The organism is Christiangramia flava JLT2011 (assembly GCF_001951155.1).
In the GTDB taxonomy this organism is placed as follows: domain Bacteria; phylum Bacteroidota; class Bacteroidia; order Flavobacteriales; family Flavobacteriaceae; genus Christiangramia; species Christiangramia flava.
Map to the genome: position 1 here is coordinate 2,793,958 of NZ_CP016359.1, position 22,843 is coordinate 2,816,800.

At 43.9% G+C, this 22,843-nt stretch carries 21 protein-coding genes; 10 read left to right on the top strand and 11 right to left on the bottom strand.

The genetic code is table 11. The annotated features are described in order from the left end of the window. Positions 1–116 precede the first annotated feature (116 nt). Positions 117–1,127: a 3-oxoacyl-ACP synthase III family protein gene (locus GRFL_RS12225; protein WP_083644892.1), complete on the top strand. Its 1,011-nt coding sequence runs from the start codon at positions 117–119 to the stop codon at positions 1,125–1,127. Here GRFL_RS12225 and GRFL_RS12230 read toward each other — a convergent pair whose 3' ends face one another. The 3 genes from GRFL_RS12230 to GRFL_RS12240 all read right to left on the bottom strand — a co-directional run bounded on the left by GRFL_RS12230 (position 1,128) and on the right by GRFL_RS12240 (position 2,369). Continuing rightward, positions 1,128–1,334: a hypothetical protein gene (locus GRFL_RS12230; RefSeq protein WP_083644893.1), complete on the bottom strand. Its 207-nt coding sequence runs from the start codon at positions 1,332–1,334 to the stop codon at positions 1,128–1,130. Continuing rightward, positions 1,327–1,572 carry a putative signal transducing protein gene (locus GRFL_RS12235; RefSeq protein ID WP_083644894.1) on the bottom strand — a complete coding sequence of 82 codons (246 nt, stop codon included), beginning with the start codon at positions 1,570–1,572 and terminating at the stop codon, positions 1,327–1,329. The genes GRFL_RS12230 and GRFL_RS12235 overlap by 8 nt, the downstream gene beginning before the upstream one ends. Before the next feature lie 71 nt (positions 1,573–1,643). Next, positions 1,644–2,369, bottom strand: coding sequence for a hypothetical protein (locus GRFL_RS12240; protein WP_083646114.1), 726 nt, complete (start codon positions 2,367–2,369; stop codon positions 1,644–1,646). 169 nt (positions 2,370–2,538) lie between these two features. On the opposite strand from GRFL_RS12240, the gene GRFL_RS12245 reads away from it, so the two are divergent. Together GRFL_RS12245 and GRFL_RS12250 are read left to right on the top strand one after the other, a co-directional pair. After that, positions 2,539–3,096: a fasciclin domain-containing protein gene (locus GRFL_RS12245; protein WP_083644895.1), complete on the top strand. Its 558-nt coding sequence runs from the start codon at positions 2,539–2,541 to the stop codon at positions 3,094–3,096. 128 nt (positions 3,097–3,224) lie between these two features. Beyond that, a complete protein-coding gene (locus tag GRFL_RS12250) occupies positions 3,225–3,803 on the top strand; it encodes a DUF4136 domain-containing protein (protein ID WP_083644896.1) in 579 nt (192 codons plus the stop codon). Between the two features lie 34 nt (positions 3,804–3,837). Here the strand turns inward: GRFL_RS12250 and pheT are convergent, their stop codons facing one another. The 4 genes from pheT to recG all read right to left on the bottom strand — a co-directional run bounded on the left by pheT (position 3,838) and on the right by recG (position 10,504). Then, positions 3,838–6,264: a phenylalanine--tRNA ligase subunit beta gene (gene pheT, locus GRFL_RS12255; protein ID WP_083644897.1), complete on the bottom strand. Its 2,427-nt coding sequence runs from the start codon at positions 6,262–6,264 to the stop codon at positions 3,838–3,840. Between the two features lie 115 nt (positions 6,265–6,379). Next, positions 6,380–7,291, bottom strand: a complete 912-nt coding sequence (locus tag GRFL_RS12260; protein WP_083644898.1) for a tetratricopeptide repeat protein — start codon at positions 7,289–7,291, stop codon at positions 6,380–6,382. A gap of 224 nt (positions 7,292–7,515) precedes the next feature. Beyond that, positions 7,516–8,247: a hypothetical protein gene (locus GRFL_RS12265; protein ID WP_083644899.1), complete on the bottom strand. Its 732-nt coding sequence runs from the start codon at positions 8,245–8,247 to the stop codon at positions 7,516–7,518. A gap of 160 nt (positions 8,248–8,407) precedes the next feature. Then, positions 8,408–10,504, bottom strand: a complete 2,097-nt coding sequence (gene recG, locus GRFL_RS12270; protein WP_083644900.1) for an ATP-dependent DNA helicase RecG — start codon at positions 10,502–10,504, stop codon at positions 8,408–8,410. A gap of 115 nt (positions 10,505–10,619) precedes the next feature. Between recG and GRFL_RS12275 the strand changes: the two genes are divergently transcribed. The 3 genes from GRFL_RS12275 to GRFL_RS12285 are packed head-to-tail and all read left to right on the top strand — an operon-like array spanning position 10,620 to position 14,553. Continuing rightward, complete coding sequence (locus GRFL_RS12275) at positions 10,620–12,728, top strand: M1 family metallopeptidase (RefSeq protein WP_083644901.1); 2,109 nt, start codon at positions 10,620–10,622, stop codon at positions 12,726–12,728. Beyond that, the gene (locus tag GRFL_RS12280; protein WP_083644902.1) at positions 12,728–13,630 is read left to right on the top strand and encodes a patatin-like phospholipase family protein; all 903 of its coding nucleotides are present in this window, start codon (positions 12,728–12,730) and stop codon (positions 13,628–13,630) included. The genes GRFL_RS12275 and GRFL_RS12280 overlap by 1 nt, the downstream gene beginning before the upstream one ends. Further along, a complete protein-coding gene (locus tag GRFL_RS12285) occupies positions 13,630–14,553 on the top strand; it encodes a patatin-like phospholipase family protein (protein ID WP_083644903.1) in 924 nt (307 codons plus the stop codon). Before GRFL_RS12280 ends, GRFL_RS12285 begins: the two co-directional genes overlap by 1 nt. On the opposite strand, the gene GRFL_RS12290 is transcribed toward GRFL_RS12285, so the two are convergent. From GRFL_RS12290 to GRFL_RS12305, 4 genes are read right to left on the bottom strand one after another with little or no spacing between them, the layout of a single operon-like run. Further along, positions 14,537–15,058 carry a DUF7935 family protein gene (locus GRFL_RS12290; RefSeq protein ID WP_083644904.1) on the bottom strand — a complete coding sequence of 174 codons (522 nt, stop codon included), beginning with the start codon at positions 15,056–15,058 and terminating at the stop codon, positions 14,537–14,539. The genes GRFL_RS12285 and GRFL_RS12290 overlap by 17 nt on opposite strands. A 9-nt stretch (positions 15,059–15,067) precedes the next feature. Continuing rightward, complete coding sequence (locus GRFL_RS12295; RefSeq protein WP_083644905.1) at positions 15,068–16,660, bottom strand: FMN-binding glutamate synthase family protein; 1,593 nt, start codon at positions 16,658–16,660, stop codon at positions 15,068–15,070. 6 nt (positions 16,661–16,666) lie between these two features. Next, positions 16,667–17,938 (bottom strand): amidohydrolase, encoded by a 1,272-nt coding sequence (locus GRFL_RS12300; RefSeq protein WP_083644906.1) that lies wholly within the window; start codon positions 17,936–17,938, stop codon positions 16,667–16,669. Between the two features lie 3 nt (positions 17,939–17,941). Further along, entirely contained in the window at positions 17,942–18,475 is a 534-nt protein-coding gene (locus tag GRFL_RS12305; protein ID WP_083644907.1) for a DsrE family protein, read from the bottom strand. A 154-nt stretch (positions 18,476–18,629) separates the two neighbouring features. Between GRFL_RS12305 and GRFL_RS12310 the strand changes: the two genes are divergently transcribed. The 4 genes from GRFL_RS12310 to GRFL_RS12325 all read left to right on the top strand — a co-directional run bounded on the left by GRFL_RS12310 (position 18,630) and on the right by GRFL_RS12325 (position 22,832). After that, positions 18,630–20,951 (top strand): ATP-dependent helicase, encoded by a 2,322-nt coding sequence (locus GRFL_RS12310; protein ID WP_083644908.1) that lies wholly within the window; start codon positions 18,630–18,632, stop codon positions 20,949–20,951. Positions 20,952–21,021: 70 nt separating this feature from the next. Next, positions 21,022–21,231 (top strand): hypervirulence associated TUDOR domain-containing protein, encoded by a 210-nt coding sequence (locus GRFL_RS12315; protein ID WP_083644909.1) that lies wholly within the window; start codon positions 21,022–21,024, stop codon positions 21,229–21,231. Positions 21,232–21,277: 46 nt separating this feature from the next. Then, positions 21,278–21,898 (top strand): L-threonylcarbamoyladenylate synthase, encoded by a 621-nt coding sequence (locus GRFL_RS12320; protein ID WP_083644910.1) that lies wholly within the window; start codon positions 21,278–21,280, stop codon positions 21,896–21,898. Positions 21,899–21,995: 97 nt separating this feature from the next. Next, positions 21,996–22,832, top strand: coding sequence for an alpha/beta fold hydrolase (locus GRFL_RS12325; protein WP_083644911.1), 837 nt, complete (start codon positions 21,996–21,998; stop codon positions 22,830–22,832). Positions 22,833–22,843: the final 11 nt, after the last annotated feature.

Consider the following 22,843-nt stretch of genomic DNA (forward strand, 5'->3'; position numbering starts at 1 on the left):
GTTTTACTGAAACCTGTAAGTGGATATGACTATTCTTTAGTATATTGCGCGCCGATATTTTTGAATAATTGCTTAAATTTAATAAGCTTCATTTTTAATTATTTAATTTTTGGTCTATGTATCAGTCTAAAATTGCGGGATTAGGAAAGTATGTCCCGGAAAACGTGGTGACAAATGATGATCTTTCCAAGATGATGGACACCAATGATGAGTGGATTACCGAACGTACGGGTATTAAGGAAAGGCGACACATCAAAAAAGGGGATGGAAACACCACAGCCAGTATGGGTGCGAAGGCCGCAAAGATTGCTTTGGAAAGGGCTAAAATATCCAAAGACGATGTAGACCTGATTGTTTTCGCAACGCTAAGTCCAGATTATTATTTCCCTGGATGTGGCGTACAGGTCCAGGAAATGCTGGATATTCACACCTGTCCTGCCTTAGATGTTCGCAACCAGTGTAGTGGGTTTGTCTATGCACTTTCTGTGGCTGATCAATTCATTAAAACCGGAATGTATAAGAACGTTTTGGTGATAGGTAGTGAAAATCACAGTGGCGGGCTAGATTTTACCACTCGAGGCCGTTCAGTGTCGGTGATATTTGGAGATGGCGCAGGAGCCGCAGTCTTGACGCGAAGTGATCACAATGGTCAGGGGATTTTGTCTACCCATCTTCATTCAGAAGGAAAGCATGCGTTGGAACTGTCTTTAAAAGGGCCAAGTACCAATCATTGGGTGCCAGAAATCATCGCTGAAAACCCACAAGGGGATGATATTCCATATTACCCGTACATGAATGGACAGTTCGTATTCAAAAATGCGGTAGTTCGTTTTTCCGAGGTAATCAATGAAGGACTTCAGGCTAACGGATTGGATATAAAGGATATCGATATGCTCATTCCGCACCAGGCAAATTTGAGGATTTCACAGTTCATTCAGCAAAAATTCCGATTGCCGGATGAGAAAGTCTATAATAATATTCAGCGCTACGGAAATACCACAGCTGCGTCCATACCCATTGCGCTTACTGAAGCCTGGGAAGAAGGCAGGATCAAGGATGAGGATGTGGTTGTTTTGGCTGCTTTTGGTAGCGGGTTTACCTGGGGAAGCGCGATTATAAAATGGTAATCACACGCCTTTAAAATATTTGTACAAGTCGTAGATCCCAATTCCGATAAGAACTAAAGACAGGAGGACGCCGAAAGTATCGGTCTCCTCCATTTGTGTTTTTTGCCATAAACGAAAAGCTCCATAACCCAAGAAGAGAATTCCCAAAACGAGGTTCCAGATATTTTTATTTTTTACCGGTTGGTTTTCAGTAGCGTTTTCACTCATTTTCGAAGTCTTTTGGAAAGGTGGTTTTGGCAATATTCACCGCTTCGGTATAATGGCTCTGCAATACAAATAGTTGAACCTGGCCGGGGAGTCCGCCGCCAAACCCCGCCCGTAAACCGGAATCAAAATCATTTCTTACCCGGGAGTGAATGCCCGATTTATCGAACATTTCCTGTAAATATTGCACATTGGTCTCAGAACCAGTGTATACGCGCTTGTAAGTTTCTTCGGTACTCATAGTAGTTCAATTGAGCTTCTAAAGTACCAAAAACTGTTTATGCTGGCCTATTGTTTAAAGGGAAATTAACGTTATGCGTTATAGAATTTGCTGTTCCAGATTTCAGTATTGAAATTTTTTCCTTTTTTAAATCCGTAGAAAATAGCAAGTCCGGCGACCCATTTGAACATGAAGAAAAAGATCATTAAAAACTCGGTGGTAGTTTGATGTTGCGAAAACAAGCCTTCGGGAACCATAAGTGCGAGAAGGAAACTCACTGCCAGTAACAGTACGATCAAATTTTCCAGGGACTTAAAGGGCCACATCATCATTTTCCGAAGTGGGTGCAGGTCATTGCCCCATTTATGGATGAGGTAATAATAGTCATTCCCAATAGGAGCAAAAAGAAGGGGATCGTCTGCGTTCTCCAATTTGAATAATTTGGAAGGCGCCAGGATTTTGAAACCTTTCAATTCTGTTTGATGGGTTTTTTCCAATGCTTTGATCTTCTGCAGTGCTTCGGAAGGCAAAGTTGATTTGAAATAACGCGAATCTAAAAAACGCAAGCGGTAATCCACGCAGATCTTGTAGATCTGATCAATATGGTAGATGCGGTCGCTTTCCAATTCATCAAAAATGAATTCATTCGAAACTTCTGAATTTTCTTCCTGCAGGCTTTTTAGAATCGCTTCGTCGCTTTTTCCCGAATTCTGAAGAATCTGGCAGACCTCCTGAAGTAAGGATTCTTCCGAAGTTTGTTTATTACGTTGATGAGTAAGTCTGGACTGGATATTGGTTCGGGAAATTTTCAGCTTCATTTTCTTTCTCTTTAGCGGCTCTAAATTAAACATTTATGTTTAAAATAGCAATTTGAAACCGCTGAATGAAGGTCTGGACAGTTGTTAATACTAAGCCAAAATAGCCTTTTTTCAAAACCGTAAAGCTGGGCACTGCGTTTGTTTATTGAACTAATAACAAACATAAATTATGAAAAATCTTAAATTTTTTATCGCAGTATTCTTAGTAGGATTAACAACCAGTAACGCCCTTGCGCAATCAAAAACCAAGATGGTAGGTGGAGCTGAAATGTATCCTTCAAAAAATATTGTGGAAAACGCTGTGAACTCTCAAGATCATACTACACTGGTTGCAGCTGTAAAAGCGGCAGGGCTTGTAGATGTACTGGCGGGTGAAGGCCCATTTACCGTTTTTGCTCCTACCAATGCAGCTTTTGAAAAATTGCCGGAAGGAACGGTTGCCACTTTATTAAAAGATGAAAATAAGAAACAGTTGCAAACGATTCTTACCTATCATGTGCTTGCAGGAGATTATAAGGCTAAGGATATTATGAAAGCCATCAAAGCCGGGAATGGAACGGCTACATTTACAACGGTAAGTGGTGGTAAACTAATGGCTATGATGGATGGCGATGCCGTAAAGGTCAAAGACGAGAACGGGAACGTCGCGACTGTAACGATTGCAGATGTGAACCAGTCAAATGGAGTGATCCACGTGATTGACACGGTTCTTTTGCCAGGAAAATAATAGTCTATTTATACTGAATGAAAACAGCCCAATTGGGCTGTTTTTTTATGCGTTAAATAAACGTCAAAAGCTGTTTCAGACTTTTGGAAGCTTAGTAAAATTGGTACTTTCCCTTAAAAATTAAGATTATGAAAATGTTGAAAGCCAGTTTATTTTTAGTAATGGCAATGGTGCTTTTTTCCTGCGGTTCCAGTGCACCGACCGCGAAAGATGATCAGAAGAAATTGAAATCCTACAGCACCTATGCCTTATTACCAAATAAGGATACCATTCGCAGCAGAGAATTTGAAAATGACCTGGTGCAATCCACCATTGTAGGTGCAATTAATGAGAACATGACAGAGCAGGGGTTTTCGCTGGAAAGGAATACACCTGATGTACTGGTATACATTCATCCCATGTTCGATGAGAAAGTTGCGGTTAACGCGAACCCTGTTTATACGAATTATTCGTACTACCGCCCTGATTTTTATATCGGTTCTTACTACAAAGATTTTATGTACGATAATTATTTTACCATTCAGCGTATCGATGGGCCGCGTGTGGAGCAGGTGCCCTACAAAAATAAGTCGGTTGTAATTGATTTTATAGACCGCCGCACCAATGAGATTCTATGGAGAGGTACTTCTAGTGAAGAGATCACTGATCGCCGCCTGGAGCGATCGCTCAGGCAGTATATAGATGATATTTTTAAGTCATTTCCTTAAAACAAAAAGGCCGGTTTCAGACCGGCCTTCTTTATTATCGGAGCTCCGCGTTGAGCTCTTTCTCAAATCGGTACTGGAGTTTCCCCATTAATTTGTCTACCTGCTTATCAGTAAGGGTTTTGTTTTCATCCTGGAAAGTAAAACTCACCGCGTAACTTTTCTTGCCTTCGGGGAGATTATCACCTTCATATACATCAAACAAATTCACATTTTTCAGTAGCTTTTTCTCTGTTTGACGGGCAATCTGTTCGATTTCCTCGTAAGTCGTCTTTTGGTCCAGCAATAAGGCAAAATCTCTGCGCATTGCCGGATATTTCGGAATACTTCGGAAAACAGTAGTACTCGTTCTGGCAGTTTTGAGAATGGCATCCCAGTTAAAATCTGCGAACAGTACTTCCTGCTCGATATCGAACTTTTTCAGAATAATTTTTCTGACTGTCCCGAATTCCACCAGTTTCGCTTTTTTGGAATTCAGCTGAAGGGCTTCTGAGAAAACATCGCTTTTTCCGCTCTTTACAGAAAGATTCTGAATACCCAGTTTTTCAAAGATTCCTTCCACAATTCCTTTGAAATAGAAAAAACTTCCATTTCCCGGAGTGCTGTTCCAGCTTTCCGCAGCTCTTTTGCCAGAAACAAATAGCGCAAGATGTTTATTTTCTTCCCTTCCGCTTACGTAGGAGTGATAGGTCTTTCCGAATTCAAAAATCTTGATATGTTCTCTTTTCCTGTTGAGGTTGTAGCTGATGGTTTCCAGACCGGAAAACAACATGGATTGCCTCAGAACCGAAAGGTCTTTGCTCAACGGGTTCAGCATCGAAACCTGATATTCATCCTTGATCTCCTCGCTCAGCTCGTGATATGCAGAGGTTGTAAGCGAATTGGACATGGTCTCATAAAATCCCTGGCCAATCAATTGCCCGGCAATAATATTCTGAATTTTATAATCTTCAAATCGGGTGGAATTCGCAACCGAAAGCTTCAGTTTTTCACCAAATTTGATATTGTTGTAACCATACACCCGAAGGATCTCTTCAATCACATCAGATTCTCGCTGCACATCTACACGATAAGAAGGGATCGTGAGACCCATTCCGGTTTCCGTAACATTGTTTACCCGAATTTCTAAAGAAGCGAGGATGGATTTAATAGTTTCCTCCTGGAGGTTCTCACCAATTAGTTTATTCACCTTGTCGAAGGTTAGAAATACCTGGAAATCTTCTATTTTCTTCGGATACAGGTCATCAATATCACTGGTGATTTCGGCACCTGCGATTTCTTTGATCAGAAGGGCCGCTCTTTTTAGTGCATATTCTACAGAATTCGGGTCAATCCCTCTTTCAAAACGGAAAGAAGCATCGGTATTGAGCCCATGTCTTTTAGCAGTTTTCCTTACACTTACCGGATTAAAATAGGCACTTTCCAGGAATACCTGTGTGGTATTTTCAGTAACCCCGCTATTTTGCCCGCCAAAAACTCCTGCGATACACAGCGGTTTTTCAGCATCACAAATCATCAGGTCCTCTTCGTGCAATTCTCTTTCTTCCCCATCTAAGGTTACAAAGCGGGTTCCTGCTTCCAGGGTTTTTACGTTGATCTCGTTTCCGGCAATTTTTCCGGCATCAAAAGCGTGGAGAGGTTGCCCAAGTTCATGCATGACGTAATTCGTAGCGTCAACCACGTTGTTTTTTGGCGACAGGCCAATAGCTTTGAGTCGGTTCCTAAGCCATTTCGGAGATTCTTCCACTTTTACATCAGAGAGCGTCACTCCGCAATATCTAGGTGCCAGGTTTGAATCTTCCACTTTGATCTGGACCTTCAGGCTACGGTTATCTACATGAAAACTACTTACGGAAGGGGTGATCAACTCCATTACCTGTCCCTGTTGCTGGTACCCAGCTTTCAAGTCACGCGCAACGCCCCAGTGGCTCATGGCATCAGCCCGGTTTGGCGTTAGGCCTATTTCAAAAACCTCGTCATTTTCGACCTCAAAGATTTCCGCAACCGGAGTTCCGGGAACCAAATCATCGCTCATCACCAGGATTCCTTCATGACTTTGACCCAGGCCAAGTTCTTTTTCAGAACAGACCATTCCAAGGCTGGCTTCCCCGCGAATTTTTCCTTTTTTAATCTCCCAGGATTCTCCTTTTTCGTCATACAACACCGTGCCAACAGTAGCCACGGGAACCTTTTGGCCAGTCGCAATATTGGGAGCGCCACAAACGATCTGAACCTCCTCGCCATTTCCTAAATGGATATTGGTGAGCTTTAGGCGATCTGCATTTGGGTGTGGATCACAGGAAAGCACATGGCCAACCACGACACCTTCCAGGCCACCTTTTACGCTTTGGAAATTAGAAATTCCCTCTACCTCCAGGCCAAGATCGGTTAATAGTTCGCCGGTTTTTTCGGCATCTTCAGGTAATTTTATAAACTGTTTTAACCAGTTGTATGAAATTTTCATGGGTTATCTTTTTCGAAACGCAAAGATAGTATTACCAAATTTGTTTGCATAATCTCAATAAAAGAAAAAGGAGCCATTTTTGGCCCCTTTCAGATGCTTAGTCGTTGACTGATAATCATTGCTTGGTGAAAGTCATTTCAGCTACCGGATTTTCCTGGTCGCCTTTCAATTCATGAATTTCCCAGGCGATATCACCTGAAGCTTTATTCAGTATATGACGAACCATCATTTTCTTACCGTTTTCTTCATATGCTTCAGTAAAAACTACTTTCTGAGGGGAGGATTCCTCAATTTTCAATACCGAAGTTTCGATTCCATTTGGGGAATTTCCGGCAAACACCATATCGTACTGCTCATCAATTGCATCATAGGCGATGATCCTGGTTCCCACATAATCTCCATTTTTGTCTTTCATAATGCCTGTTAGAACATTGTTTTTACCATTGGCACTGAACTCCACACTTCCCTGCTGGGTCATGTTTTTCTCTCCATCCTGGATGCGGAACATTTTCGTATTCCATTTGCCTTTTAGGAACTGAAGGTCTGAACCGGCTCCTTCGAGCATGGCCAGCTTGGATTTTGAAGCTTCGAGCATTTGTTGTTTAGCTTCCGCGTCATCCATGGTTGCAGAAAGTTCAATGGCCTTCTGGTAATTTTTCTTGGCGCCTGCTTCATCACCTTTCTCCATCAGCAGGTCGGCATACGAATCGTAGGGGTTGGCTTCGTTGGGATATTCATCGATCTGGGCTTTAAAAGCCTTTTCTGCAGCATCCAGATCGCCCTCATCCATAAGCCGATAACCCAAAACGTTCAGTGGTTCGGAAAGCAAGGTGTATTCGTCGCCTTTGGAAGGGCTGGAATCGTACATTTTGATGGCTGCATCAATACCATTTTGCTTGTAATGCTGGTAAAGTTCTTCACTGGGGTTTACAGTTGTAGATACCTGGGTGGTCTGCTGTGCATAGGTCACGCTTAGGAACAGGAAAAGGGTGGCACTCGCCAGCGCACGTTGAATAACTGATTTCATAATTGTTGGTTTTAATGGTTAAAATTCTATTTATCCGGCATGGCAGAAGTAAGTTGTAGGAAGCCGGTAGTGGGTCGTTTCAAACGGGTAAGTGTGGTAATAGAATTTTCGGCTATTAAATATACGGAAATGTTTGTATGAATATGAAATTCAGTAAGTTAAATGTTTGGTTGAATAAAAAAAGCCACTCCTTAGAGTGGCTTCCAACAGAATTTTTATAGGTGTTAATTACAAATTTGAGTGATGTTCTCTAAATCTCCTTTTTTGGAAATATCATTGACTTTAAAATCTGTCCATAGGTTGTTTTTAGGAGCACTTCCGTTACAGTCCTTAATAAGGATCACTGACCATTGGTAGGTCTCACAGCTTTCAATATCCATGTGCATTTCATAGGTTTGAGAATTGCCATTACCATTATGAGTCCAATCTTCTAAACCGGCTACAGCTGTGGCCTGGGCAAAAGTAAAGGTCAAAAGCGCATCCTCTATATCCTCTTCGGAAGTATAGGTGAATACATATTCATTTTCTTCGTCACCATCTTCGTAATAGAACATTTCTTCACAAATGGTACATTGCGTGACAGTAACCAAAATATCTTCAGAAAAGCCTTTTGCGGTTTTATAGCGAAGGGTGTATTCTCCTGGATCACCCCATGTTAATGGAACCTCTGTGGTTTCAGACGTAGATTTTGCTAACTGAAATAATTGGAAATACTCTCCGGTTGCGTCGTCTAGTTGCTGAACTTGTAAATTGGTGCCAACTTCAGCTAACAAATAGAAGATGGCTTCTTCTCCGGCGCAAATGGTTTCAGGAATTACAAAACTGATAACTGATTCTTCGTTTTGCGGATTACCGCCTTTCGCATCAGCCACAATAAGTTCTTCAGAATCCAGCGATTCTGTACTACATCCTGACAGCATCAGTGCCAGAATGAAAAGGGGGGTTAGTTTTTTCATATCGGATTGAATGTTAATTGATTAGAGTTTTAAATGTAACCGAATAAGGGATATCCCGTACTTTTCGCATCCCATTTTCGATGAAGGTTTAAAATTAACCGATGAAGTACTCTGATTAAAGCCGGAAACAGTTGTAAGGAACTGTATTATAGGGGTTTATTTAGCTTATGTAGTTCCAGATCGTACGATCTTTCATCAGTCTGGCAAAGGCATTTCGGATGTGTCGATTCTTTTCATCGGAAAGGTCAGGATCTTCCTTCAGAATTTTGGAAGCATACCAGCGTGCCGTACTCAGTATGGAATTGTCTTTGACGATATCGGCAATTTTCAGGTTTAAAACACCGCTTTGCTGGGTTCCCATGAGATCTCCCGGCCCCCTGAGCTTCAGGTCAACCTCTGCGATCTGGAATCCGTCGTTGTTAGAAGTCATGGTTTGCAACCGGGTTTTACTGTCTTCCGAAAGTTTATGTCCAGTCATCAGGATGCAATAGCTCTGCTCGGCACCACGGCCCACCCGGCCTCGGAGCTGGTGAAGCTGGGAAAGTCCGAATCTTTCTGCACTTTCTATGATCATCACACTCGCATTGGGAACATTTACGCCCACTTCGATAACGGTGGTGGCTACCATGATCTGGGTTTCCTTCCGTAAGAATCGATCCATTTCATAGTCTTTATCGGCGGGTTTCATTTGGCCATGTACGATGCTGATCTGGTAATCTGGAAATTCCCGGGCAATACTTTCATACCCATCCATGAGATCTTTATAATCCATTTTTTCCGATTCCTGGATGAGCGGGTATACGATATAAACCTGCCGGCCTTTCATAATTTCTTCCTTGATAAAACGGAAAACTTTCAGCCTGTTACTGTCAAAACGATGTACGGTTTTGATCGGTTTTCTACCCGGAGGAAGTTCATCGATTACCGAAATATCGAGGTCGCCATAAAGACTCATTGCAAGGGTTCTCGGGATAGGGGTGGCGGTCATTACCAGGATGTGTGGTGGGATGGAATTTTTCTTCCATAATTTGGCTCGCTGAGCCACTCCAAAACGGTGTTGTTCATCGATAATTGCAAGGCCTAAATTTTGAAATTTCACCTTGTCTTCCAGCAGCGCATGGGTGCCGATAAGGATATCAATTTCACCATTTTCCAGTTTTTCGTGAATTTCTTTTCGATCTGAAGTTTTGGTTGAACCAGTAAGCAAATAAATACTGGTATTCAGTTCTTTACATAATTCAGATAAACCATTGTAATGCTGGACTGACAAAATTTCAGTAGGCGCCATTAAACAAGCCTGAAATCCGTTGTCAAGTGCCATGAACATTGACATGAGTGCTACAATTGTCTTGCCGGATCCCACATCTCCCTGTAAAAGCCGATTCATCTGGGCGCCGCTGCCCAGGTCGCTCCGAATTTCCTTGATCACGCGCTTCTGAGCACCCGTTAGTTCGAAGGGTAAATGCTCTTTGTAGAACCGGTTAAAATTCTCCCCAATTTCTTCGAAAATCAGTCCTTTTATTTTGCGTTTATGAAGCAGGTTTTTCCGAATTAATTGCAATTGTATGAAGAACAATTCTTCAAATTTTAACCGGAATTGTGCCTTTGCTAACAGTTCCTGATTCTTCGGAAAATGCACATTGAAAATCGCTTCAGATTTTGAAATGAGATTCAGCTCCTGAACGATTTCCTGGTTCAGTGTTTCGCCAAAACGAAGACCCGATTGTTTCATCACTTCCTGGATCAATTTCATGATCGCACGATTGGTGATTCCTTTTTTCTGAAGCAATTCCGTAGAAGGATAAACCGGCTGCATCGCCGTTCGAAGATTCTTCTTGTAGTCTGCCAGTAATTCCATTTCCGGATGTGGCATGCTGAACACTCCGTTAAACCAGTTCGTCTTTCCGAAGATGACGTATGGCACGTTCAGTTTAAGGTTTTCCCTTACCCACTTGTGACCCCGGAACCACACGAGTTCCATTCGGCCGGTTTCGTCGATAAAATCGGCCACCAGTCGTTTTCCCCGTTTTTGTTCCACGGTTTTGAAATGCACAATTTTCCCAACCAGTTGCACATCAGATGAATTGCGTTGTAATTCGTTGATCTTGTAAAATCGGGTTTTATCGATGTGGCGGTTCGGAAAGAAATTGATCAGGTCCATATAGGTGTGAATGCCCAGTTCCTTGCGCAGGGTTTCGCCGCGATTGGGACCTACGCCTTTCAGGTATTCAATGGGAGTGTGAAGGACATTCTGCATGATAAAGCGAAGATATTAAAACCCCTGAAATTGCAAAGGCACGGTGTTTTCTTAAAATTACTTATGCTTTCATCGGCCTATTTCGTACTTTGCAGTAGTAATTCGCCCGGATTTCATGTCTAAAAATATCCTTCTTTTCTTGCTTTTGGCTGTTTCTGCCCTTACAGCTCAAAAAACGACCAGTGACCAGTTAGCACAATTTGATTTTCAGAAACTTCAGGCGAGGCTTGAAATACGGCCGGAGCAGCAGGAGGTTCTGGGTTCGGTTCATTTCACCTTTGCGATTTTAGAGCAGGCCGATACCTTGAAGATCGATGGACGAAAAATGGAATTTTCAGAAGTTCTGCTGAATGGCGAAAAGGCCAGATTTTATACCGATGACACGGGGATTTATGTATTATCTACATTCGCTCCTTCGGTTTCTAATGAGTTGGACCTGAAATATACAGCGTACCCCGAATCAGCTATGTATTTCATCAACTGGCAGGACAAGACTCCTGAAGCGGCCCGCGAAGTCTGGACACAGGGACAGGGAAAATACACTTCCAACTGGCTGCCAAGCTTTGACGAGTTACGGGAAAAACTGGAATTTGATCTAACTTATATTTTTCCGAAGTCATACCAGCTTATCGCGAATGGCTTGCTGAAATCGCGTAGTGAAAACGATTCGCTCATTACCTGGCAATACGATATGGAAAAGCCCATGAGCAGTTACCTGGTTGGAATGGCTGCTGCGCAGTTTGATTCGTTGACTGAAAATGCTGCTTCAGGCGTTCCGTTAAAAATGTATTTCCGGAAACCGGAAGCCGGAAAAGCTGAAGCTACTTATCGCTATTCCAAAGAGATCTTCGACTTTTTCGAAAAAGAGATCGGTGTTCCTTTTCCCTGGCAAAATTATAAACAGTTACCGGTCGTGAATTTTCTCTACGGTGGAATGGAAAATACCGGGACGACCATTTTTGCCGAGTCGCTGATGACCGATTCTATTGGTTTTAACGATCAGAATTACGTGAACGTCAATGCACACGAACTGGCTCACCAGTGGTTTGGAGATCTGGTAACCGAGCATTCCGGCAAACATCACTGGCTCAACGAGGGTTTTGCGACCTATTATGCGCTGCTGGCTGAAAAAGAGATCTTTGGTGAAGATTATTATTACTGGAAACTATATCAAACAGCCGAGCAGCTTAAGGAAGCCAGCGATTCTGGCAAGGGGCAGGCGGTTTTGCGAACCGGGAACAACTCGTTGACCTATTACCAGAAAGGTGCCTGGGTGCTTCACATGCTTCGGGAGCAGGTGGGCGATGCAGCTTTTCGGGAAGGAATAAAAAATTACCTGAATCATTACAGTTTTCAGAATCCTACTACCGAGAAGTTTCTCACAGAAATGGAGCTGGTGTCTGGTCAGGACCTGGAACAATTTAAGAAAGACTGGCTGGAACAATCGGCTTTCAAAGCTTCTCAGGCTCTGGAATCATTGAAAAGGTCTGAATTTATTCAGCAATATTTACAGGTTGCCGGTTTGAGGGAATTTCCGTTGGAAGATAAAAAGGAATTGTTGCGTGCAGCGCTTGATTTTCCGGTCAATGATTATACGGGGCAGGAAGCCGTGCATCAGTTACAGGGTGAAAATTCCCAGGTAGCGTATGATTTGTTTGAAAAAGCCTTGGAAAGTGGCAATTTATATGTTCGCCAGGCAGTAGCTCAAACTATGGAGAATATTCCGCAAATCTTTAAGAAGCAGTTTGAAGGCTTGCTGAATGATGATTCTTACATCACCAAGGAAATCAGCTTTTTCAAGCTCTGGTCACAATTTCCGGAATCTCGTCCTGCTTATTTTAAAAAGCTGAAGGAGGTGGAAGGATTTTATAACAAAAACGTCCGGATGTTGTGGCTTACACTGAACCTGGTAACGCCAGATTATGAGCCGGGCAAAAATGCCGATTATTACCAGGAACTGGCCGGGTATGCCGAAAAATGGCAGCCTATAGAAATTCAGCAGAATGCGTTCAGTTACCTGTACCAGATTTCTGCTTTTAACGATGCCAGCCTGGAGAGTGTCATCCTGGGAACAGGAAATCCCAATTCCGGTTTCAGGAATTATTGCCGCCAATTACTGCAGGAATTACTGAAAAGCCAGGAATACCGTGAAAGACTCGAAGCTCTCGCGGAAGGAATGGATGCGAAGGCAGTGAGCTATCTTCAATCTAAACTTTCACCATAATGCGAGCATTGGTCATTTCAGGTGGAGGAAGTAAGGGCGCTTTTGCCGGCGGCGTGGCGCAGTATCTCATTCAGCAGCTAAAATACGACTATGATATTTTCATTGGGACTTCTACCGGGAGTCTGCTGATTTCTCATATGGCGCTGGGAAAAGTGGAAAAGATCAAGCAAATCTATACTTCGGTGAACCAGTCGAGTATTTTCAGTATTCGTCCGTTTTTGATCAAACAGAAACACGGGCACCAGAATATCAGTATCAATCACCTGAACGTTATTCGGAATTTTCTGCGTGGAAGCAAAACTTTCGGTGAAAGCCATAATCTCAAAACGCTTATTTCAGAAACCTTTACCAAAGCGGAATTTGAGGCGCTCAAGGCTACAGATAAAGATATCGTTGTGACGGTCTCCAATTTGTCGCTGAACGAGGTAGAGTATAAGAGTATCCGGGATTACGATTACGAGGATTTCATAGAATGGATCTGGATTTCCTGTAATTACACGCCTTTTATGAGCCTGGTCAAGAAAAATGGCTGTGAGTATGCTGATGGTGGCCTGGGCTCCATGGTGCCTATTGAAGAGGCGGTCAAACGCGGTGCTACCGAGGTGGACGCGATCATTCTCCAAACGGAAGTGACCCATTTCAACCGACTGCCTTCCAAAAATGCCTTTTCGCTTATCACCAACCTCTTTGCTTTTATGCTGGACAGGATCGAAAATCAGAATATCCGCATTGGGAAATTTGCAGCGGCGAATAACGATGCGATCCTAAATTTTTATTATACGCCCAGCGTGCTCACGACCAATTCGCTTATTTTTGATAAGGAAAAGATGACGGCATGGTGGGAGAGCGGCTTCGAATTTGCCAAAAATCAGAACAAAGAACTTAATCAAATCGAACCTTAATGCGAGCACTTGTCATATCTGGAGGAGGAAGCAAAGGCGCTTTTGCCGGCGGCGTTGCACAATATCTCATCGAAGAAAAGAACCGAAATTATGACCTGTTCCTGGGGACATCAACAGGGAGCCTGCTCATACCGCACCTGGCTGCGGGCAATATTCAGAAGATCTACGACATTTATACCAATGTGACCCAGCGGAAAATATTCAGTCTAAATCCTTTCGTGGTTAAGCGGAAAGAAGGGCGGGAATACGTGACGATCAATTACTTCAATATGTTCTGGCAGTTCGTAAAACAGAAACGTACGTTTGGAGAAAGCAAGGCACTCAAAAGGAATATTCGGAAGAATTTCTCCCATCAGGATTTTATTGAATTACGCAGTAAGGTCAAGGATGTGGTGGTCACGGTTTCAAATTTGTCTAAAAACAGGGTGGAATACAAGTCGATCCACGAGTTTGAATACGATGATTTCTGCGACTGGATCTGGATTAGCTGTAATTACATTCCGTTTATGAGCCTGGCGAAAAAGAATGGTTTCGAGTATGCAGATGGGGGGCTTGGTTGCGTGGTGCCCATTCGGGAAGCTATCAAAAGAGGCGCTACGGAAGTGGATGCGATTATTCTAGAGGCCGAAAACATGGAATATAATAAGGTGCTGGGGAAAAACCCATTTTCGCTGATGATCAACCTGTTCGGTTTTTTACTAGACCAGGTGGAATACCATGACATTGTGGAAGGCAAACTGGCGGCACTTAACAAAAAAGTTAAACTCAACACCTATTACACGCCTACCAAACTAACTGAGAATTCCCTGGTTTTCAACAAAAAGGCCATGACACAATGGTGGCAGGAAGGGTTTGAATATGCGCAAAAGAAGGATATGGAGCTAAAAGCGCAACGATCTTCCTGGTTTAAGTTAGGTTTTTAACCTCATTTTTGATGAAGATCAGCGCGGCATCAGTTGGTGGCTGGCGTTCGATCATGTTGTTCAGAATCAGGTCCCGTAACTGGTCTGTGGTTTCAATATTTTCCTTTGCGGCCGCATTCCGAATAAGATTGATCGTGGCATTCTTGGCCGTTTTGATGTAATCCCAGCATTCCGAAGTAAGATAGATCTGTTGCGCCAGGTTGTGCTCGAATTCCTGTTCGATATTCGCGATGAGCAAATTAGCGTAAAGTGAAGCTTCTTCTGAAGTAGGCTTGATACGGAAAAGCAATTTCCCCGGGGAAATACGTTCCAGGTAAAGGGCCATTCGTTCATAGGCTTGTAATTTAAGAGGAAGTGCGGTCTTGCGATTTTCCCGTAATAGGAGGAAACGCCTTCTGCTTTCTTCATTTTTCAGGTAAGTGTGAAAAAAATAAAAAGCAACGGCTCCTACAATGGCGGCCGGCAGTATGGCAAATAAAAAATCAAATACCTGCTCCTGATTCATAATTTGGTTTTAGTGTATAGCTTCTTCGGTTTCTCTAAGTTTCTCCAGATTGAGGTTTCCGCCTAAATGCGGACAGTCCAGCAATTCCTGAACCGAGGTGAAAGGTACTTCTTCTTTCATATAGTCAAAAGTTTCGGCCAGTGTTTTCGCCAAGTTTTTATCGCTGAGGTTAATATCGGCATCTTCCATAGTGAACTGGCAGGGATGTTCATAGCCACAGGCATGGGTGATCTGCAAGAGCTCCTTCCGGAATTTGGTGAAATAGAAATTCGTTCTCATCGCTTTATCATCAATATTAATACCTGCCTGCAACCACTTGTTCTGAGTCGCAACTCCGGTTGGGCAGGTGTTGGTATGGCAGCTTTGTGCCTGTATACAGCCAATACTCATCATGGCTTCGCGGGCCACATTGATACAGTCGGCTCCCAGGGCAAAAGCCATGGCGCCTTTCGCCGGGAAACCAAGTTTTCCGGAGGCTATAAAAACGATGCGGTGAGTGAGATTATTTTCTTTGAAGATCTTGTAAACGTCAGAAAAAGCATAGATCCACGGAATGGAAACGTGATCTGCAAAACTGGGAGGTGCCGCACCGGTCCCACCTTCGCCGCCATCAATGGTGATAAAATCCGGGCCGTGACCGCGCTGTTCCATAAGCCGTGCGAGGTCATGCCAGCCGTTGAGGTGACCCACAGCCGATTTGATGCCAACCGGAAGTCCCGTATTCGCGGCAATATCTTCAATGAAATCGAGCAGCCCTTCTACGGAATCAAATGCTGAATGATAAGCTGGAGAAATCACGTCTTTGCCCATAGGAACGCCGCGAATTTCTGAAATTTCCTTGGTGATCTTGGCTGCCGGAAGCACGCCTCCTTTTCCGGGTTTGGCACCCTGGGAGAGTTTGATCTCGATCGCCCGAATTTGTGGACTATCATTGACCATTTTCACCAGTTTTTCCATGGAAAAATTGCCGTGTTCATCACGAACGCCGAAATAGGCGGTACCGATTTGGAAAACAACATCGGCGCCCATTTGGTGGTAGGGAGAAAAACCTCCTTCACCGGTATTGTGGTAGGCGCCAGAGAGTTTGCATCCCTGGTTCAGCGATTCGATCGCTTTCGCTGATAGAGAACCAAAACTCATCGCTGAAACGTTGATGACAGAAGCCGGCCGAAATGGCCTTTTTCGCTTATTGTATTCGCCCATCACTTTTGCACAGGGTACAAAACCACTATTTTTTTTATTCGGGTGACCTGCCGGAACTTTGAACGGCAAGAGTGCATTGTTGATAAAAACGTAATGTGTGCTGTAGATATCCTGATCTGTTCCGAAGCCCTCGTAATTATTCTCGTTTTTAGCCGAAGCGTAGATCCATCCGCGTTCTCTTCGGTTAAAGGGCAATTCTTCCCGGTTATTGGCCACGATATACTGCCGTAGTTCTGGCCCGATGCTTTCCAGGAAGTAGCGCAAATGCCCTACTATCGGGAAGTTGTGCATGATCGTATGTTTCTTTTGAATAATATCGATTATCCCGATAACGAACAGAAGGATCAATATCCATTGCCACCAGCTAATAGCTGATAGGAAATCTAAAAGAGGCTGCATAATATTTTACTTATTCAAATAATCAATTGCGAGCTGGCTCATGGTCTTCACGCCAAGTAGTAGCCCACTTTCGTCGACGAAGAATCCCGGGGTATGATGCCTCGTAGGCTCAGCGTCTTTCGGCATTCCGCCGAGGAAGAAATACAAACCTGGAACTTTTTCCTGGAAAAAACTGAAATCTTCTCCTCCCGTGGTGGCTTTTACCAGTTCCACATTCCCTTCTCCCGCCACTTTTTTTAGAGTTGGAAGCATTTCCGAGGTCAGTTGCGGGTCGTTATAAGTGATGGCGGTATTATTCTGAATTTCGATCGTCGCCTCGCCACCGTATGCTTTGGCAATTTGCGGAACCAGTTCTCTCATGCGATCGAGGATCAGCTTTTTATTGTCTGGATCAAGCGTTCGAACAGTACCAATCATTTCCGCAGTTTCAGGAATAATATTGAAGCGAACGCCACTGGTGATCTTTCCAACCGTAATTACCGAAGCAGATTCGGTCAATTCCGCATTTCTGCTGATGATGGTCTGAAGTCCGTCAATGATTTTGGCAGAGATCAGGATAGGGTCCACGCCGCTCCAGGGTGCGGAACCATGCGCCTGGACTCCTTTAACGTTGATCACGAACCTTTCAACGGCAGCCATGGTACCTTCAGGTTTATAGCGAATCGTTCCAACCGGAGTTGCCGCATTAATGTGCAACCCGAAAATAGCATCCACATCGGGATTTTTCAGAACGCCTTCCTTGATCATTAAAGCAGCTCCGCCTTCCTCACCTGGTGGCGGACCTTCTTCTGCAGGCTGAAAAATAAATTTTACGGTTCCGTTGATCTTATCTGTATGTTGAGACAAAATTTCAGCTACACCCATTAAAATGGCCGTATGCGTATCGTGTCCACAGGCATGCATGACCCCTGTTTTAGAGCCCAGAAATTCTGTTTCTACGGTAGATTTAAACGGAAGATCATTTTGTTCGGTAACCGGCAGTGCGTCGATATCGGCGCGTAAAGCGACGGTTTTTCCCGGATGATCCCCTTTCAGAATTCCTACCACACCGGTTTTTCCCACGCCGGTCTGGGTCTCGATGCCCAGGCTTTGCAGGTGCGCGGCTATTTTTTTGGCAGTTTCAAATTCGCGATTGGAAAGTTCCGGGTGCTCGTGAATGTCACGTCGCCACTCGATTACTTTGCTTTCAATTTTGTCATATTCGGTTTCAGGAATGCTGGTTCCCTGTGCGATTCCGAAAAGCGGAAGGAGGAAAAAGGCAAAAAAGAACTTCTTCATTTTTTAAAATTTTAGGAGTTGATAACCCTGGTTCTGCAGCTGAACAAGCGCAGTCATGGCCGAAAGTGCCACATCGACCTCTTCCGCAAGCTGGTCAGGTTTGATATGATGCATCGCCAGGCTTTGGCCGCAGGCGATAATTTCCACATGCTGAGCCTTTAGAGCTTTCAGTAGCGGAAGGTTGGGATTGGAAGCAGCTTCCGGAAAATGCTCCTGGTAGGCTTCGTTGGTTAAAATATCAGTAATTGCCTGCCCGTGTAACACGATTGCCAGGTGCATGTTTTCAACAGGAACGCCTTCCATCTCGTGCATGTTCAGGAAACGGGCGACGCTCCCAATAAAGCGATTTGGACTGGAAGGATCTTCGCTTTTGGTAATATCGAAAACCACTTTCATTACCTGGGTGGTATCGGTTTTAAAGCTGGTTTCCACCTGGAAGATCGGCCCATATTCCGGGATGACCTTTCCCTGAAGGGCTTTTTGTGCCATAAGTGTTAGTGAGAATAAGAAAACGGCAGGAAATAATAGTGATTTCATGAATTTTGAAAGCTCTCAAAAATTAGGAGATTAAAGATATTAAATAAAATGGCAAATAAACAGTGAGCCGGGATTTGTTTATAAAAGCCTGTCACACGGGTTTCCTTTTTTTGGCATTTTCTGTACCTTTCAGCTCTTTTAAAACGGAGGGAATTTGGAGTCATATTTAGCCGAATTAAATGATGCACAGAGGGCACCGGTGCTGCAGAAGGATGGGCCCATGATCGTAATTGCCGGAGCGGGTTCCGGGAAAACCAGGGTGCTTACCTTTAGGATCGCTTACCTGATGGAACAGGGCGTGGATCCTTTCAATATCCTGTCGCTTACTTTTACCAATAAGGCGGCGCGGGAAATGAAACAGCGTATTGCGAAGATCGTAGGGAACAGCGAGGCCAAAAATTTATGGATGGGAACTTTCCATTCGGTTTTTGCCAAGATCCTGCGTTTTGAGGCTGATAAGTTAGGGTATCCCTCCAATTTTACCATTTATGACACACAGGATTCGCAGAGCGTGATTCGTGCGATCATTAAAGATTTTAGGCTGGACAAAGATGTGTATAAATACAAACAGGTCTATAGCCGGATTTCTTCCTATAAGAATAGCCTGATCACGGTCAAGGCTTATTTTCAGAACCCGGAATTGCAGGAGGCCGACGCCATGTCGAAGAAGCCGAGACTCGGAGAGATCTATAAAGAATATGTGGAGCGTTGTTTTAAGGCCGGGGCCATGGATTTTGATGACCTGCTCTTGAAAACCAACGAACTGCTGAATCGTTTCCCGGATGTGCTTCAGAAGTACCAGAATCGTTTTCGGTATATTCTGGTAGATGAGTACCAGGATACGAACCACAGCCAGTACCTGATCGTGCGAGCTCTTTCAGATAAATTTCAGAATATTTGCGTGGTAGGGGATGACGCACAGAGTATCTACGCCTTCCGTGGAGCAAATATCAACAATATCCTGAATTTCCAGAAAGATTATGAAGATGTGCAGATGTATCGTTTGGAACAGAATTATCGTTCTACCAGGAATATTGTGAATGCTGCCAACTCGATCATTGATAAGAACAAGACGAAGCTGGAAAAAGTGGTGTGGACGGCCAATGATGACGGCCCGAAGATCATCGTAAACCGCCTGCTTACAGATGGGGAAGAAGGGCGTTACGTGGCGAGTTCCATTTTCGAGAACAAAATGCAGAACCAGCTGAATAACGGTGATTTTGCCATTTTGTACCGAACCAATGCGCAAAGTAGGGCAATGGAAGACGCGCTGCGGAAAAAGGATATCCCGTACCGAATTTACGGCGGACTTTCTTTTTACCAGCGCAAGGAAATCAAGGACGTGCTGGCTTATTTAAGGTTGATCCTGAACCCGAAAGATGAGGAAGCACTGAAGAGGGTGATCAATTATCCTGCTCGTGGAATTGGTGCTACGACACTGGATCGATTGAGCATTGCGGCCAATGAGCACGGTCGTTCTATTTTTGAAGTGATCGAAAACCTGAATAACTTAAACCTGAGTATCAATCGTGGTACCCAGACGAAACTGGAGAATTTCGTGAACATGATCAAAAGTTTCGCAATCCTGAACCAAACCAGCGATGCCTTTCAGGTAGCTGAAACGGTCACGCGAAAGACCGGATTGGTGCAGGAACTGAAGAAGGACGGAACACCCGAAGGAATTGCCCGGATCGAAAATATTGAAGAATTGCTGAATGGTATCCGCGATTTTGTGGAAGGACAGAAAGAACTGGCTGATGCCACCGGCTCACTTTCCGAATTCCTGGAAGATGTTGCGCTGGCTACGGATATGGACAAGGATACTTCAGATGAAGATCGCGTGGCTTTGATGACCATTCACCTTGCGAAGGGGCTGGAGTTTCCGTACGTGTACATCGTTGGGATGGAGGAAGACCTTTTTCCGTCGGCTATGAGTATGAATACCCGAAGCGAACTGGAAGAAGAACGCCGTTTATTTTATGTTGCGCTTACACGGGCCGAAACGCAGGCTTATCTCACCTATACGCAGTCACGATATCGCTGGGGGAAACTCGTAGATGCCGAGCCCAGCCGATTTATAGAGGAGATCGATGATCAGTACCTCGATATGATGGTGCCACAGGATGATTACAAATACAAACCGCTCATTAATACCGATATTTTTGGGGACGAAGTGGATAAGTCAAAGCTCAGGCAGCAGAAACCAGCCAATGGCACCCCTCCACCTTCCCATAAACCCAGTGATGAGCAATTACGAAAACTGCGAAAACTGAAACCTGCGGCCAATGAACCGGCAAAAGCCCGAAATACCATTGAATTGTCTCAGGGCGATGAAGTGGAGCACATGCGCTTCGGAAAAGGAAAAGTACTGAGCCTGGAAGGAGTGGGGCAGGACCGTAAAGCCGAGATCGATTTTCAGCAGGGAGGCATCAAAAAGCTTCTGCTGCGCTTCGCGAAACTGAAGGTACTGTCGTGATGAACTGTCGTTAAACTTCTGTTATTTAGCCAAAATCCGACTAGGTTTCTTAGTATCTTCAAGAGAAAAAATGATACGAGAAGGAAGCACAGTAAAATGGAAATGGGGTAATGGAACTGCCAAAGGAGAGGTTATTTCCACCTACACCAAGAAAGTGACCAAAACCATTGATGGCAGTGAAATTACGCGTGAAGGTGAAGAGGGTAACAAAGCCCTGTACATCAAACAGGATGACGGGAGCAAAGTGCTAAAACTGGAAAGCGAAGTTGACAAAGCCTGATATTTTACTGAAGCAATTCGAAACTTATAATCTTAAATAACTAGCCATGGCCGAATTACTTCGAATATATAACGAAAACCCTAGTCCGAAACTTATTCAGCAGGTGGTGGAAACCTTACGGGATGGCGGCCTGGTGATCTATCCGACCGATACGGTCTATGGTCTGGGCTGCGATATTACCAATGTGAGTGCCCTGGAAAAGATCGCGCAGATCAAAAACGTGAAGCTGGAAAAGGCCAATTTTTCCTTTATCTGCGAAGACCTGAGCAATCTTTCAGATTATGTCAAGCAAATCGATACTGCGACTTTCAAGATTCTGAAACGTTGCCTGCCGGGTCCTTACACTTTTATTTTACCTGGCGGAAACAATCTTCCGAAGATCTTCAAAAAAAAGAAAACGGTGGGGATCAGGGTGCCTGATAATAATATTTGTAAAGCCATAGTGGCAGGGCTGGGCAACCCGATCGTTTCTACATCGATAAGAGATGAAGACGAGGTACTTGAATATACCACTGATCCTGAACTGATCAAGGAAAAATGGGATAAGCTCGTGGATATTGTGGTAGATGGTGGCTATGGCGATAATATTCCTTCCACAGTCATTGACCTTTCTACGCCGGAACCTGAAGTGATTAGGGAAGGTAAGGGTAGTATCGAAATCATGTAATTTGTGAAGCTTTAAGAAAGTAAGTTAATTGCCTGCTAAATGCCTTAAATTCTTTTTCTAAGACCCTTTTTCTTACGTACTTATAGAAAAAAGAGTTATGAGCTTTATTGAAACAACCAGTACGGAAAAAGGAAAAAACCTCCAGTTATATTACGAAGATTATGGCGAGGGTCAACCGGTGATTCTCATCCATGGGTGGCCATTAAGCGGCCAAATGTGGGAATATCAGGTAGAAGAAATTGTGAATGCGGGTTACAGGTGTATCACGTATGACCGCAGAGGCTTCGGAAAGAGCGATCGCTCCTGGAGCGGCTACGACTATGATACCCTGGCGAAAGACCTGAATGATTTGATCACCAAACTCGGACTTACAGACGCCATCATCGTTGGATTTTCCATGGGCGGTGGAGAAGTAGCACGTTATATTGGAAATTATGGGACTTCTAAACTGGCAAAAGCTGCGCTGGTTTCTGCCGTTCCGCCTTTTATGCTGAAAACGGATGACAATCCCGAAGGTCTCGAAAGAGATGTTTTCGAAGGATTCAAAAAAGAAATCAGGAAAGATCGCCCAGGCTTCCTTGCCGGATTCGGAAAGAAATTTCTAAATTTTGAAGATCATACCGATACCATTAGTGAAGATCTTGCTCATTTTTACTGGAGCATTGCCTGCAGTGCATCCCCGAAAGCTACGATTGATTGTGTGGATAGTTTCGGGCTAACTGATTTCCGCGAAGACCTTAAAAAGATCGATATTCCAACTTTAGTGGTTCATGGGGATGCTGATCAAATCGTTCCGTTGGAACTGTCTGGAAAGAAAAGCAATGAAATACTGAGCCAGAGCACTTACGAGGTGATTCCAGATGCGCCGCATGGACTGGTGCTCACGCATACTAGAAAATTCAATGACCTTCTGCTGAAATTCCTCAAAAACTAGATAAAATAGCA

Coding starts and splice junctions, on each gene's coding strand:
- GRFL_RS12300 (WP_083644906.1), bottom strand. CDS start 17,938: ATGAAGAAGTTCTTTTTTGCCTTTTTCCTCCTTCCGCTTTTCGGAATC.
- GRFL_RS12275 (WP_083644901.1), top strand. CDS start 10,620: ATGTCTAAAAATATCCTTCTTTTCTTGCTTTTGGCTGTTTCTGCCCTT.
- GRFL_RS12240 (WP_083646114.1), bottom strand. CDS start 2,369: ATGAAGCTGAAAATTTCCCGAACCAATATCCAGTCCAGACTTACTCAT.
- GRFL_RS12225 (WP_083644892.1), top strand. CDS start 117: ATGTATCAGTCTAAAATTGCGGGATTAGGAAAGTATGTCCCGGAAAAC.
- GRFL_RS12230 (WP_083644893.1), bottom strand. CDS start 1,334: ATGAGTGAAAACGCTACTGAAAACCAACCGGTAAAAAATAAAAATATC.
- pheT (WP_083644897.1), bottom strand. CDS start 6,264: ATGAAAATTTCATACAACTGGTTAAAACAGTTTATAAAATTACCTGAA.
- GRFL_RS12260 (WP_083644898.1), bottom strand. CDS start 7,291: ATGAAATCAGTTATTCAACGTGCGCTGGCGAGTGCCACCCTTTTCCTG.
- GRFL_RS12265 (WP_083644899.1), bottom strand. CDS start 8,247: ATGAAAAAACTAACCCCCCTTTTCATTCTGGCACTGATGCTGTCAGGA.
- GRFL_RS12285 (WP_083644903.1), top strand. CDS start 13,630: ATGCGAGCACTTGTCATATCTGGAGGAGGAAGCAAAGGCGCTTTTGCC.
- GRFL_RS12245 (WP_083644895.1), top strand. CDS start 2,539: ATGAAAAATCTTAAATTTTTTATCGCAGTATTCTTAGTAGGATTAACA.
- GRFL_RS12235 (WP_083644894.1), bottom strand. CDS start 1,572: ATGAGTACCGAAGAAACTTACAAGCGCGTATACACTGGTTCTGAGACC.
- GRFL_RS12315 (WP_083644909.1), top strand. CDS start 21,022: ATGATACGAGAAGGAAGCACAGTAAAATGGAAATGGGGTAATGGAACT.
- GRFL_RS12280 (WP_083644902.1), top strand. CDS start 12,728: ATGCGAGCATTGGTCATTTCAGGTGGAGGAAGTAAGGGCGCTTTTGCC.
- GRFL_RS12320 (WP_083644910.1), top strand. CDS start 21,278: ATGGCCGAATTACTTCGAATATATAACGAAAACCCTAGTCCGAAACTT.
- GRFL_RS12295 (WP_083644905.1), bottom strand. CDS start 16,660: ATGCAGCCTCTTTTAGATTTCCTATCAGCTATTAGCTGGTGGCAATGG.
- GRFL_RS12250 (WP_083644896.1), top strand. CDS start 3,225: ATGAAAATGTTGAAAGCCAGTTTATTTTTAGTAATGGCAATGGTGCTT.
- recG (WP_083644900.1), bottom strand. CDS start 10,504: ATGCAGAATGTCCTTCACACTCCCATTGAATACCTGAAAGGCGTAGGT.
- GRFL_RS12290 (WP_083644904.1), bottom strand. CDS start 15,058: ATGAATCAGGAGCAGGTATTTGATTTTTTATTTGCCATACTGCCGGCC.
- GRFL_RS12325 (WP_083644911.1), top strand. CDS start 21,996: ATGAGCTTTATTGAAACAACCAGTACGGAAAAAGGAAAAAACCTCCAG.
- GRFL_RS12305 (WP_083644907.1), bottom strand. CDS start 18,475: ATGAAATCACTATTATTTCCTGCCGTTTTCTTATTCTCACTAACACTT.